Raw genomic sequence first — 12930 nt, forward strand, 5'->3', positions numbered from 1 at the left:
ACAGTATAGGCGTGGGTCACGGGCATTAAATGCCAAAGATCTCCCGAACAATCATGATTTGCGCAATAATATTGCGTGAAACAAGAACCACCGGAGGAAGCATGAGCAAAATTACGCTGGATAAAACGGATCGCAAGATCCTCGCCGTCCTGCAGGCCGATGGCCGCCTGTCGAATCAGGACGTGGCCGAGCAGGTCAGCCTGTCGCCGTCGCCATGCTTGCGCCGCGTCAAACGGCTGGAAGAAGCGGGCGTGATCCGCCAGTACGTGGCCCTGCTGGACCCGGAAAAGATCGGCCTGGGCTTGCTCGCCTACGTGAACGTGCGGCTGGAAAAGCACAGCGACGCCACCGCCCACAGCACGGCACGCGTGCTGGCGCCCAATCTGGTGACGAACACCTCGCCGCGCGCCGATTTTGCCGTGGCCGTGGCGCAATGGCCGGAAGTGGTGGCCTGCTATGCGATGACGGGCGAAATGGATTATCTGTTGCGCGTGCACGTGGAAGACATGGAACACTTTTCGCGCTTCATGATGGCGACCCTGCTGCGCCACCCGGCCGTGCTGGATGTGAAATCGAGCTTCGCCTTGCAGCGCATCAAGGATACGACGGCCCTGCCCTTACTGTGATGGCGGCCCGGGCTTCTTCTTGCGCCCCGGCAAGCGATCCCACAGTTTGAATGCGGCGCGCGCGTTCGCCTTGAACGTGTAGTCGAACATGGCAAACTGCTCCTGCACGGCTTCCTGCAGCATGCTGGTCGGGTTCGGCGGCAATAGTTTCAAATAAGCATCAGTTTCGCCATAATCGCGCTGGATTTCCATGCCCGCCTTCTTGGCGATATGCATCATCGTCTTGTTCGACGACAAACAATGCATGTACAGGGTATCGACATCGTTGTTGCGGCAGTGAATCGCCGCCCGCTCGAACAGTTTTGAACCGACACCCATGCCGCGCATGGATTTCGACACGGACACGCCAAACTCGGCCACCTGCTCCTTGTCCGTGACGACACTTTTCGCCGGCGACTTGTCCTTCGGCGCGAACGCCAGATGCCCCACGCCCACCAGCTTGAACAGGCTGTTGTAGACGCCGTAGATCATGTCGCGCGAGAAATCCATCTTCTGCACGTACTGGGCCACCAGTTCATCGGGCAAGGCACTGCCGAAGCGCAGCAGCCGGTCGCTTTTCTCCAGATTCAGGAAATGCTTCATCATGCGGCGCCGGTCGCGCTCATGCAACTGCTTGACGAGCACGCTCGGACGCCCTCCGCCGCTACGGCTGAGCCAGCGGCGAAACGGGTTTTGAAACAGCTTGGGTAAGGTCACGTCGACTCCTGGAAGCGGTGCTGCGGCACGTCAGGCCAATATTGTGCAGTGCAGCATTATGGCGCCATTGTAGCCTATTCCCGCCATTCAAGCCTGGGCCAGGAATGCCTGCACGGCCGCCACCCGCGCCGCATGGATGACTTCGGGGATGCGTTTCGGCTCCGTACACGCTTGCGCCAGCGCGCCCGCATTCACGCCGCGCGCCGCGTCGAGGCTACCCTGCAGCCGTGCCCCAGGCGCAAAGTCGCCGCTGGCCAGCCTGTCGCAAGCCACGGCCTGCAGCAGTTGCGCAAAGCGCTGCGGCTTGCGCCAGCCATCGCAGCGTTCGCACAAGGCGACGATGGCTTCGGCGCTCAGCGTCAACGCGCCATTGATATGCTCCAGCTCGCGCGCCGCCATGACGGCCAGCTCGCGGCACTCGTTGGGCACGCGCAGGCGCTCGCTCAGTTGTTCAATGGCATCTTTCGGCAGGTGCAGCAGCAGGGCGGCGAAGCGCACGGGCAAGTCAACGCCTTGCGCGGCGGCATGGTCGATCACCTGCAGCAAGCGCTCGCTGATGGCAATTTCGCCCATGATGCGCGCCAGCGCGCCACAGTCCCGCAGCACCGTCAGCATGCGCGACGGCCGCGCTTCCATCAGCCCCTTGGCCACTTCCTGCCACACGCGCTCGGCCACCAGGGCATCGACTTCGCCATCGGCCACCATCTGGCGCATCAGGTCCATGGTGGCGGGCGCGACAGTGAAAGTATGAAAACGGGCGGCGAAGCGGGCCAGGCGCAAGATGCGCACGGGGTCTTCGCCAAACGCGCCGGAAACGTGGCGGAAGATTTTGTTGCGAATATCCTCAATGCCGCCGAACGGGTCGGTCAACGTCCCGTCCCCGGCTTGCGCGATGGCGTTGATGGTGAGGTCGCGCCGCACCAGGTCGTCTTCCAGCGTGACGTCGGGCGCCGTGTGGAAGACAAAGCCCCGGTAGCCGGGGGCCGTCTTGCGCTCCGTGCGGGCCAGCGCGTATTCCTCCTGCGTCTGCGGGTGCAGGAAGACGGGGAAATCCTTGCCGACGGGGCGAAAACCCTGGCGCAGCATGTCTTCCGGCGTGGCGCCAACGACGACGTGGTCGTGGTCTTTCACGGGCAAACCCAGCAGTTGGTCGCGCACCGCGCCACCGACCGTGTAAATCTTCATAGAGCTTCTCTTATTCAGGTAATTCCGCGTCGTGCTTAGGCGCCACTTCCGTCTCCGCCAGCGCTTCCGTGATCCAGCGGGCCACGGCCGGGTGCGCCTGCACGCGCTCGCAATACGCGTTCAGCGCCGGCGCCAGGCTCACGCCATACGTGCGAAAACGCATGACGACGGGAGCAAAGTACGCATCGGCGATGGAAAAGTCGCCGAACAGGAACTGGTGGTGGCCAAAGCGAGACAGACACTCTTCCCAGATTTCGCTGATGCGGCCAATGTCGGCCTGCGCGGCGGCCGTGCGGCCCCGTCCCGGCAACTTCGCCTTGATGTTCATCGACATATCCGTGCGCAAGCCGGCGAAACCGGAATGCATTTCCGCGCAGACACAGCGCGCCATGGCGCGCGCGGCCACGTCTTGCGGCCACATGTGTTTATCGGGAAACTGCTCGGCCAGGTATTCGCAGATGGCCAGGCTGTCCCAGATCGTCATCTCGCCCGCCAGCAGCACGGGGACCCGGCCGCAGGCCGAATATTCGGCAATTTTCGTGGCCGTGTCGCTCTGGTCGAGCAGCACGCGCACTTCCTGGAACGGGATGCCGAAGGCCGTCATGGCCACCCACGGGCGCATCGACCACGATGAGTAATTCTTGTTGCCGATGATGAGGGTCAGACCCGGCTCGCGGGCGCTGGCCAGGGTTTGCGCCAGGCTGGGATCAAGGATGGTCGTTTGCATAATCAGCTATTCCAGGAAAGGTTCAAGGCAAGTCAGCCGCGATGGCGCCGTTTTTCGGTCCGACGGTGCCCAGGCGCGCTTTCAGCGACTGCGGGCGCTTCTCGAACAGGGCCGCATAATACGTGGCGTTGGCCATCACGTTTTTCACGTAACCGCGCGTTTCCGTGTACGGAATGATCTCGGCGAAAATGGCGCCTTCCAGCGGACTCTTCACGGTGGCGCGCCAGATGCGCAAGCGCCCCGGCCCCGCGTTGTAGGCGGCGCTGGCCAGCACTTGCGAACCGTCGAGGCCACCGAGCACCATGTTCAGGTAGTTCGTGCCCAGCAAGACGTTGGTGCGCACGTCGCTCAAAGTTTCCGTGACGAAATCGGTGAGGCCGATCTTCTTGGCCACATAACGGGCCGTCGACGGCATCACCTGCATCAGACCGGACGCGCCCACGTGCGACTGCGCATCCATGATGAAGCGCGATTCCTGGCGGATCAAGCCATACACCCAGGCTTTATCGAGGCCCAGGGTTTGCGTGGCCGGATGCATAACGTCGTCGTGCGGCGTCGGATAGCGCTGCGTATAGTCCACTTCCAGGCGCGTGCGGTCCGAAGTATTGACCATGCGGTCGAGCACATTGTTCTGGCGCGCAAATTCCGCGGCCGCCAGATGCTGGCGGTCCGTCATCGAACGCAATTCCCAGTTCCACTCGCGCGTGCCTTCGAAGCGCAAGCGCATGTTGAAAAATTTCAAGGCCCGCTGCAGTCCCGGATTGGCAGCCATGGCGGCGATTTCCGTCGGCGAGATCGGCTGGCCCGGCGGCGGCAGCACCAGATGGTTGCCCAGCTCTTCATTGGCCAGCAAGCCATAGAAATTCGATTGCTCGCTGATCGTGCGGTACAGCGTATCGGCCTGCACGTTCGGCCGGCCCGGCGTTTCCGCCTGATGTGCGCGCGCCAGCCAGTAGACCCAGGTGGGATCGGCACGCAGGGACGCCGGCATGGCCTGGATGCTGGCCTTCACCACGGGCCAGTTACCTTCACGCAAGGCGATACGCGTTTTCCACTGCATCTGCTCCTGCGTCAACGGGGCGCCATTGGTTTTTTGCCAATATTCAAACGCTTCCGGCGCCAGCGAATATGACGCCTGCAGGGCCAGGCTGGCCCAGCCGATGGCTTGCTCTTGCGGCGTCAGTTGCGAACTCGCCTTTTGCAGGGCCACGACGCCCAGCTTCAGGGTGCTTTTCGCCATGCGGCCCACGGCCACTAGGTACATCTCGTGATCGGCACGGCTGGCGCCCACGCCCTTCGCCAGCACCAGCGCCGGCAAATCGATGGCTTGCGCCATCTTCGCGTCGGACGCGCCCAGCAGCAGCGCGATGCGGCGCGCCGGGCCCGTGGCGTTGGTTTGGCCCGCCAGGCGAATCTGCGCCCACAGGTCATTCGCGTCGAACTGGCCGTTTTGCGCCAATGCCGCGATCAGGCTACCGCACGCTTCGCCATAGCCGGGCGGCGAGACGAGCAGATTGCGCGCCTCGGACGCCACGTTCTGCCCCTTGGCGGCGCGCGACATCAGCGCGTAGCACTTGAGCTGGGTGTCGTCATCGAGGGCGAATTGCGGGTATTGTTCATCAAACACGACCCAGTCGCGCTTGCGGCCCAGCTCCAGCAGCCAGTCGTTGCGGAAGCGGTCGGCGATGGCGCTGCCCTTGTAGCGGCTCAGGTAATCGCGAAATTGCGCCTCGCTCAACTGTTTGATGCGCGGTTTCAGCCGATAATAGTCAACATATGATGGAATCTGGTAATTCGTCAGGCGCCCCGCATAAAAGTCGGCTTTCTCGGCGTCATCCTTGCGCGCGGCGTCGCGCAGCAGCAGGAAGGCATCGTCCTCGCTGCGCGTGTCGGGGGCGGCTGGGGATACGGTGGCGGACGCCTGGGCCAGGGCGGCCAAGGGAGACAAGGCCGATGCAACACACAACATCGTGCCGGCAATCCATTTCAGTGGGGAAATCAATGTACGACTCTCAATCTTAACTTGATGGTGATATGAATAGCGACCCTAGAATAACATGCGATCCGGCTACACGGCCACCCATTGCGCCACAGGAAAAAGCTGGCCTGCGCAAAGCCCTGCTGGCGGCCCGGCGCGCCCTGCCCGACGCCGCGCGCGCGCGGTGGGATGCGGCCATCGCGCAGCGCCTGCTGGACTGGTGCGCGCAGGAAAACATCGAGGAACTGGGCGTGTACTGGCCCCTGCACGGCGAGCCGGACTTGCACGGCGCGTATGCGCAACTGGCCGCGCGCGGCGTGCAATTGAGCTTGCCGGTGGTGCTGGAAAAGCATGCGCCGCTGGCATTTTCCGACTGGACGCCCGGTGAAGCGATGGTCAAGGATGGCATGGGCGTGGCCGTGCCGGCCCAATTGCGCCTGCGCCCGGCGCCCGCCACCCTGCTGGTGCCCTGCCTGGGTTTTAATACGGAACGTTTTCGTCTCGGCTATGGCGGCGGGTATTACGACCGCACCCTGGCGGCCACGCCCCGTCCGCGCACTGTGGGCATCGCCTATGCCTGCCTGGCGGCAAGCTTTCCCAACGGCGAATACGACATCGCCCTCGATCACATCGTGACCGAGGGCGATCTGCTCTGAAGCATCAGATGGGGATTACTTGACCAGGCGCTGCCACAAGGCGGTCGTGGGCGCCGCCTGATTCATGCTATAGAAATGCAAGCCCGGTGCGCCGCCTTCCAGCAGGCGTTCGCACAGGCCCGTCACCACGTCCAGGCCAAAGGCCTTGATGGACGCGCTATCGTCGCCGAAGCTGGCCAGTTTCAGACGCACCCAGCGTGGAATTTCCGCGCCGCACATGTCCGAAAAGCGCATCAATTGCGTGTAATTCGTGATCGGCATGATGCCGGCCACGATGGGCACGTTGATACCCATCTTCTGTGTCTGCTCGACAAACTGGAAATACGCGTCGGCATTGTAGAAGTACTGGGTGATGGCCGCATCGGCGCCGGCCTGCACCTTGCGCGCAAACGCGTTCAGGTCGTCCTGCGGCGAACGCGCTTGCGGATGCACTTCCGGATAGGCGGCCACTTCGATATGGAAATGGTCGCCCGTCTCGGCGCGGATGAATTCCACCAACTCGTTGGCGTAGCGGAACTCGCCCGAAGCGCCATAGCCGCTGGGCAAGTCGCCGCGCAAGGCCACGATACGGCTCACGCCGGCCGCCTTGAAGTCGGCCAGCACGGCGCGGATCGATTCGCGCGAACCGCCCACGCAAGACAGATGCGGTGCGGCCTGTTCGCCGGCCGCCAGGATCTCGCGCACGGTGTCCAGCGTGCCTTGCTGCGTGGTGCCGCCGGCGCCAAAGGTCACCGAGAAATACTTCGGATGCAATTCAGACAATTTGATACGCGTGGCACGCAGCTTCTCCGCCCCTTCCGGGGTCTTCGGCGGGAAAAACTCAATACTGAAATTATGCTTTTCCATCGTCATTACTCAAAAGTAAGGTCGACAGGGCCCAGGAAATGATGCTGTACAGAATGGCACCACCCACGGCAGACCAGAAACTGGCGACATGGAAACCATCGATCACCTGCGCTACCAGCCAGAACATGAAGCCGTTGATGATCAAAATGAACAGGCCCAGCGACAGGAATGTCACGGGCAGGGTCAGCAGGATCAGCAAAGGACGGATCAGCGCATTGACCAGCCCCAGCACGGCAGCGGCCAGCAGCGCAGTCCAGCCGCTGCTCATCGTCACCGAGTGCATCAGGTAAGGGACGGCAAACAGGGCTGCCGCATTGATAAACCAAATCAGTAGCAAGCGCATTTCTCTAGCCTGTCAAAAGTAGGGTCAGGCCGGCGCCAGGCGCCGGCCCTCGGAGGGTGAACGACAGCCCCGGACTACCGATCAGTAACGGTAGTGTTCAGGTTTATAAGGGCCTTCTTGACGCACGCCAATGTAGTCGGCTTGCTCTTGCGTCAGTTCCGTCAGCTGCGCATTCAACTTTTTGAGTTGCAGGCGGGCGACTTTTTCATCGAGGTGTTTTGGCAGGGTGTACACGCCGACCGGGTAGTTGGCCGTGTTCGCGTACAGCTCGATCTGGGCGATCGTCTGGTTGGCAAACGACGAGCTCATCACGTACGACGGGTGGCCCGTGCCGCAGCCGAGGTTGACCAGACGGCCTTCGGCCAGCAGGATGATGCGGCGACCCGACGGGAAGATGATGTGATCGACTTGCGGCTTGATGTTTTCCCACTCGTATTGCTTCAACGAAGCGACGTCGATTTCATTGTCGAAGTGACCAATGTTGCAGACGATGGCCTGGTCTTTCATGCGCGTCAGGTGATCGTGCGTGAGGATGTGATAGTTGCCGGTGCAGGTGACAAAGATGTCGCCGTGTTCGCAGGCGTAATCCATGGTCACCACGCGGTAGCCTTCCATCGCCGCCTGCAGTGCGCAGATCGGATCGACTTCCGTCACCCATACTTGCGCCGACAGGGCACGCATGGCTTGGGCCGAACCTTTGCCCACGTCACCGTAACCGGCGATGACGGCCACTTTGCCAGCGATCATCACGTCGGTGGCGCGCTTGATGCCGTCGACCAGCGATTCGCGGCAGCCATACAGATTGTCGAACTTCGATTTCGTGACGGAATCGTTCACGTTGATCGCAGGGAACGCCAGCTTGCCTTCCTTGTGCATTTGATACAAGCGGTGCACGCCGGTGGTGGTTTCTTCCGTCACGCCGAGGATTTCCGGCAGACGCTTCGAGTACCACGTCGGGTCGACCAGCAAATGCTGCTTGATCGAGTTGAACATGCAGATTTCTTCTTCCGAACCGGGGTTGGCCAGCACCGACAGGTCGGTTTCCGCGCGCACGCCCAGGTGCAGCAGCAGGGTCGCGTCGCCGCCATCGTCGAGGATCATGTTCGAGTAGACGGCCTTGCCGTCCACGTTCGGCCATTCGAAGATGCGGTGCGTGTATTCCCAGTAGTCGTCCAGCGACTCGCCCTTGATGGCGAACACAGGCGTGCCGGCCGCAGCGATGGCGGCGGCAGCGTGATCTTGCGTCGAGTAAATGTTGCACGATGCCCAACGCACTTGCGCGCCCAGTGCTTCCAGGGTCTGGATCAGCACGGCGGTCTGGATGGTCATGTGGATGGAACCGGTAATGCGCGCGCCTTTCAGAGGCTGCGCAGCCGCGAATTCTTCGCGGATGGCCATCAGGCCAGGCATTTCCGTTTCAGCAATCTTGATTTCTTTGTTGCCCCATGCGGCCAAGGTGATATCGGCGATGGTGTAGTCGTGTTGCGATTTGAGTACGGCGTTCATCACGCCCTCCTTTCAGTTGAAAAAGGTACGTGAGCGCAGTTGCAGGATATTCCGAGCCTGGCGAATTTCTTCGTCGCAACGCTCCTCGGACGGGGGATTTTAACATTGCCAAGGCTGGCGCGCCAGCTTGTTCGCCATACATTGCCAGGTAACAACACATAAAAAAAGCGCCCGCGGCCAGCTGGCCGGGGCGCTTTTCTTGCAAGTCTGACTAAGTAATCCTCAGGAAATTATTGTGAATTTATGACGAACAGAACCGGATGCTATGCAGGGCGCCCGCTGCGACGCAGTGCGAGCACTGCTAGCAGCGGGCAAGCCTCGTCGGCCACCTTGCAGAGCGCCGGTTATGGAAGTCAGAGATCACAATAATTTATTGGGGGTTACTTAGATTACTTCAGGCCGGCAGCGTCGCGCAGCAGGGCGACCTTGTCGGTGCGCTCCCACGTGAATTCCGGCTCTTCGCGGCCGAAGTGGCCGTAGGCGGCGCTCTTCTGGTAGATCGGGCGCAGCAGGTCGAGCATTTGCACGATGCCTTTGGGACGCAAATCAAAGTGCGCCAGCACCAGCTTGGCGATTTCCGCGTCGGGAATCACACCCGTGCCTTCCGTGTAGACGGTGATGTTGATCGGCTTGGCCACGCCGATGGCGTAGCTGACCTGCACCTGGCATTGGCGCGCCAGGCCGGCCGCGACGATGTTTTTCGCCACGTAACGTGCCGCGTAGGCTGCCGAACGGTCGACTTTCGAAGGATCCTTGCCCGAGAACGCGCCGCCGCCGTGCGGGGCTGCACCGCCGTAGGTGTCGACGATGATCTTGCGGCCGGTCAAGCCGCAATCGCCTTGCGGACCGCCGATGACGAAACGGCCCGTCGGGTTGACGAGGAATTTGGTCTCCGTCAGCCATTCGCGTGGCAGGATCGGCTTGATGATCTCTTCGATGACGGCTTCTTCGATCTGCTTGTGCGAGATTTCCGGCGCATGCTGGGTCGACAGCACGACCGTGTGCACGCCGACGGGGCGGCCATCGACGTAGCGCAGCGTCACTTGCGATTTTGCATCCGGACGCAGCCATGGCAGGCGGCCATCCTTGCGCAGCTGCGACTGGCGCTCGACCAGGCGGTGCGCGTAGTGGATGGCGGCAGGCATCAGTTCGGCCGTTTCATCGCAGGCGTAGCCGAACATCAGGCCCTGATCGCCAGCGCCTTGATCCAGGTCAATTCCCGCACCTTCATCGACGCCTTGCGCGATGTCCGGCGACTGCTTGTCATAGGCCACCAGCACGGCGCAACCCTTGTAGTCGATGCCGTATTCCGTGTTGTCGTAGCCGATGCGTTTGATGGTTTCGCGCGCAACTTGAATATAATCCACATTGGCGTGCGTGGTAATCTCGCCAGCCAGCACCACCAGACCCGTGTTGCACAGGGTTTCGGCAGCCACGCGGGCGGCTGGATCCTGGGTCAGGATGGCGTCAAGGATGGCGTCGGAAATTTGATCGGCAACCTTGTCGGGATGGCCTTCCGAAACGGATTCGGAAGTGAAGAGATAGTCGTTTGACATTGCAAGCTCCTGATTACTATGTGAATGTTCTGTCGCAGTAAAGAGGATTTTGCCTGCGACGCTTTAGCGATATTTATATTCCGCTTCGCAAGTTGTCTATTAACTCAGCGGTTACTGCATACGTGGTATTTTACGCTTCTTAAAAAATTTTGGCACGGCAACACGCCATTCCTGGAAACAGCTTATACATGTTAGTCCCAATTTTCCGCTTCTTGTCCCTCTTTCCCCTGCCCGTCTTGCATGCCCTGGGCGCGGCGCTCGGCTGGGTGATTTACGCCATTTCCCCGTCCTACCGCCGCCGCATGCGCGAGAACATGCAGGGTGCGGGGTTTTCGCAACACTTGCACACGGCCGTGGCCGAAGCGGGCAAAAGCGTGCTGGAACTGCCCTTCATCTGGTGCGCCCCAGCCGCGCGCGTAGCGCGCCATGCGACGGTGGAAAATTGGGAACTGGTGGAAAAAGCGCTGCAGCACGGTCGCGGCATCGTCTTCCTGACGCCGCATCTGGGCTGCTTTGAAATCGTCGCCCAGCAGATCGCCCTGCGCACGCCGCTCACCGTGATGTACCGCCCGCCCAAGCGCGCCGCCCTGAAACCGCTGATCGAAGGGGCCCGCGCGCGCGAAAACCTGATGCTGGCGCCGGCCAACATGTCGGGCGTGCGCATCTTCGCCAAATGCCTGAAAAAAGGCCAGCCCATCGGCCTGCTGCCCGACCAGGTGCCGCAGGAAGGCGAAGGCGTGTGGGCCGATTTCTTCGGCCGTCCCGCCTACACCATGACCCTGCCGGCCAAGCTGGCGCAGATGGGCGGCGCCGAAGTCATCATCACCTACGCGGAACGCCTGCCGGGCGGGCGCGGCTATGTCGTGCATTTCGTGCCCTTCACCGAGTCGCTCGACAGCACCTCGGCGGAGCAGGCGCGCACCATCAATACGGCCATGGAACAATTGATCGCGCGCAGTCCCGCGCAATACCTGTGGAGCTACAATCGCTACAAGGTGCCGCGCGGCGCACCACCGCCCACGCCCGCCACGCCGGATGCCGCCAAGGAGCAGGCATGAGACTGCTGATCGCCTTCATGTGGCTGCTACACTGGCTGCCCCTGCCCATCCTCGGCCGCTTCGGCGTGGCCGTCGGCAGCCTGCTGTTCATCGCCATGCCCACGCGGCGCAAGATTGCCCTGACGAATCTGCGCCTGTGCATGCCGGAATTGACGGAAGCCCAGCGCGTGGCGCTGGCGCGCCAGCATTTCCAGGCGTATTCGCGCAGCGTGTGGGAACGCAGCATCCTGTGGTGGTCGTCGGAAGCGCGCCTGAACCGCCTGATCAAAAAGGTGCCCGCCTTCCCGGGCCAGCAGATCGCGGCCAAGCCGACCATCTTGCTGTGTCCGCACTTCGTCTGCCTCGACGTGGCCGGCGCCGCCACGGCCATGGAAATTTCCGCCTCGTCCATGTACGTGCAGCAAAAGAACGCCGCCTTCGACCAGGCCTTGCGCAACGGCCGTTCGCGCTTCAAGCCGCCCAAGCTGTTTACGCGCCAGGACGGCATCAAGACGATTCTGCGCGCCCTGCGCGACGGCTTGCCGTATTTCATGCTGCCGGACATGGATTTCGGCGAGAAGGATGCGGAATTCGTGCCCTTCTTCGGCGTGCCCGCCGCCACCCTGACGGCCACGGCGCGCCTGGCGCTGGCCGCCAAGGCGCAGGTGATTCCCGTCATCGCCACCTTCCTGCCCAACTACCAGGGCTGGCAAGTGACGTATTACCCGGCCTGGGACGATTATCCGGGCGACGACATCACGGCCGCCACGCGCCGCATGAACGAATTCATCGAGGAGCGCGTGCGCGAAGCGCCGGCCGAGTATTTCTGGACGCATAAACGCTTCAAGACGCGTCCGGAAGGCGAAGCATCGTTCTATAACCAGCACAAGTGATACGGCAGAACATGAAACTTCAATTTACCAAGATGCATGGCGCCGGCAATGACTTCATCGTCATCGATGCCATCCATCAAGATATCAACTTCACGCCGGCCCAGTGGCAGCGCCTGGCCGACCGCCGTTTCGGCATCGGCGCCGACCAGATCCTGGTGGTGGAAAAACCGCGCCTGCCCGGCTGCGACTTCCGCTACCGCATCTATAACAACGATGGCGGCGAAGTCGAACAATGCGGCAACGGCGCGCGCGCATTCGTCAAGTTCGTCAGCGAAAAAGGCTTGTCGAACAAGGACAGCATCCGCGTGGAAACCATGGCCGGCATCATCGCGCCGCGCCTGGAGGCGGACGGCAGCATCACGGTCGACATGGGCGCGCCCGTGCTGGAGCCACAGCTGGTGCCGTTCGATGCGGCTGGCCTCGCCGGTGTCGCACAAGGCGGCGACACCCTGTGGCCGCTGGACCTGGCGCTGCCGGGCCAAACATCTCCCGTGCTGGTGTCCGTCGTCTCGATGGGCAATCCGCATGCCGTGCAAGTGGTCGACGATGTCGATGCGCAAGACCTGGAAAAATCGGGGCCGCTGATCGAGCACCACCCGCGCTTTCCGCGCCGGGTCAACGCCGGCTACATGCAGATCGTCAACCGCCAGCACGTGAAACTGCGCGTGTTTGAACGGGGCGCGGGCGAAACCCTGGCCTGCGGCACAGGCGCCTGCGCCGCCGCCGTGGCCGGCATTCTGCGCGGCTTGCTTGATTCGCCCGTGCGCATCAGCGCGCGCGGCGGCGAACTGTCGATCGCCTGGCAAGGGCCCGGCCATCCCGTCCTGATGACGGGCCCGGCCGTGACCGTGTTCGAAGGCACGATCGAACTGTAGACGGGT

General features: G+C 62.1%; 13 protein-coding genes and 1 riboswitch. Of the genes, 5 read left to right on the forward strand and 8 right to left on the reverse strand.

The annotated features are described in order from the left end of the window. The first annotated feature begins 101 nt into the window (after window positions 1-101). Window positions 102-626 carry an Lrp/AsnC family transcriptional regulator gene (locus AC54AF_RS03060; protein ID WP_034753092.1) on the forward strand — a complete coding sequence of 175 codons (525 nt, stop codon included), beginning with the start codon at window positions 102-104 and terminating at the stop codon, window positions 624-626. On the opposite strand, the gene AC54AF_RS03065 is transcribed toward AC54AF_RS03060, so the two are convergent. The 4 genes from AC54AF_RS03065 to AC54AF_RS03080 form a co-directional block, all read right to left on the reverse strand. Then, window positions 618-1322: a GNAT family N-acetyltransferase gene (locus AC54AF_RS03065; RefSeq protein ID WP_496635272.1), complete on the reverse strand. Its 705-nt coding sequence runs from the start codon at window positions 1320-1322 to the stop codon at window positions 618-620. The genes AC54AF_RS03060 and AC54AF_RS03065 overlap by 9 nt on opposite strands. An 87-nt stretch (window positions 1323-1409) precedes the next feature. After that, window positions 1410-2507, reverse strand: coding sequence for a tRNA nucleotidyltransferase/poly(A) polymerase-related protein (locus AC54AF_RS03070; protein WP_496635274.1), 1098 nt, complete (start codon window positions 2505-2507; stop codon window positions 1410-1412). A 10-nt stretch (window positions 2508-2517) separates the two neighbouring features. Further along, a complete protein-coding gene (locus AC54AF_RS03075; RefSeq protein ID WP_496635276.1) occupies window positions 2518-3234 on the reverse strand; it encodes a glutathione S-transferase family protein in 717 nt (238 codons plus the stop codon). A 22-nt stretch (window positions 3235-3256) separates the two neighbouring features. Next, a complete protein-coding gene (locus AC54AF_RS03080; protein ID WP_496635278.1) occupies window positions 3257-5203 on the reverse strand; it encodes a lytic transglycosylase domain-containing protein in 1947 nt (648 codons plus the stop codon). A 65-nt stretch (window positions 5204-5268) separates the two neighbouring features. Here AC54AF_RS03080 and AC54AF_RS03085 point away from each other — a divergent pair, with 65 nt between their 5' ends. Continuing rightward, a complete protein-coding gene (locus tag AC54AF_RS03085; RefSeq protein WP_496635280.1) occupies window positions 5269-5868 on the forward strand; it encodes a 5-formyltetrahydrofolate cyclo-ligase in 600 nt (199 codons plus the stop codon). Between the two features lie 15 nt (window positions 5869-5883). Here AC54AF_RS03085 and metF read toward each other — a convergent pair whose 3' ends face one another. From metF to metK, 4 genes are all read right to left on the reverse strand, one after another. Then, complete coding sequence (gene metF, locus AC54AF_RS03090) at window positions 5884-6714, reverse strand: methylenetetrahydrofolate reductase [NAD(P)H] (protein WP_131687971.1); 831 nt, start codon at window positions 6712-6714, stop codon at window positions 5884-5886. Then, entirely contained in the window at window positions 6701-7057 is a 357-nt protein-coding gene (locus AC54AF_RS03095) for a phage holin family protein (protein ID WP_131687970.1), read from the reverse strand. The genes metF and AC54AF_RS03095 overlap by 14 nt, the downstream gene beginning before the upstream one ends. An 81-nt stretch (window positions 7058-7138) precedes the next feature. Further along, window positions 7139-8563, reverse strand: a complete 1425-nt coding sequence (gene ahcY, locus AC54AF_RS03100) for an adenosylhomocysteinase (protein ID WP_496635283.1) — start codon at window positions 8561-8563, stop codon at window positions 7139-7141. A 24-nt stretch (window positions 8564-8587) separates the two neighbouring features. Continuing rightward, window positions 8588-8656: riboswitch (S-adenosyl-L-homocysteine riboswitch) on the reverse strand. A gap of 296 nt (window positions 8657-8952) precedes the next feature. Then, entirely contained in the window at window positions 8953-10119 is a 1167-nt protein-coding gene (gene metK, locus AC54AF_RS03105) for a methionine adenosyltransferase (RefSeq protein WP_034783537.1), read from the reverse strand. Between the two features lie 188 nt (window positions 10120-10307). On the opposite strand from metK, the gene AC54AF_RS03110 reads away from it, so the two are divergent. From AC54AF_RS03110 to dapF, 3 genes are read left to right on the forward strand one after another with little or no spacing between them, the layout of a single operon-like run. Continuing rightward, window positions 10308-11177 (forward strand): lysophospholipid acyltransferase family protein, encoded by an 870-nt coding sequence (locus AC54AF_RS03110; protein WP_496635285.1) that lies wholly within the window; start codon window positions 10308-10310, stop codon window positions 11175-11177. Next, window positions 11174-12049 (forward strand): LpxL/LpxP family acyltransferase, encoded by an 876-nt coding sequence (locus AC54AF_RS03115; RefSeq protein WP_077398734.1) that lies wholly within the window; start codon window positions 11174-11176, stop codon window positions 12047-12049. Before AC54AF_RS03110 ends, AC54AF_RS03115 begins: the two co-directional genes overlap by 4 nt. A gap of 11 nt (window positions 12050-12060) precedes the next feature. After that, on the forward strand, window positions 12061-12924 hold the full coding sequence (gene dapF, locus AC54AF_RS03120) for a diaminopimelate epimerase (RefSeq protein ID WP_496635287.1): 864 nt from the start codon (window positions 12061-12063) through the stop codon (window positions 12922-12924). Window positions 12925-12930 lie beyond the last annotated feature (6 nt).

The sequence above is a fragment of the Janthinobacterium sp. JF4 genome, assembly GCF_059617925.1.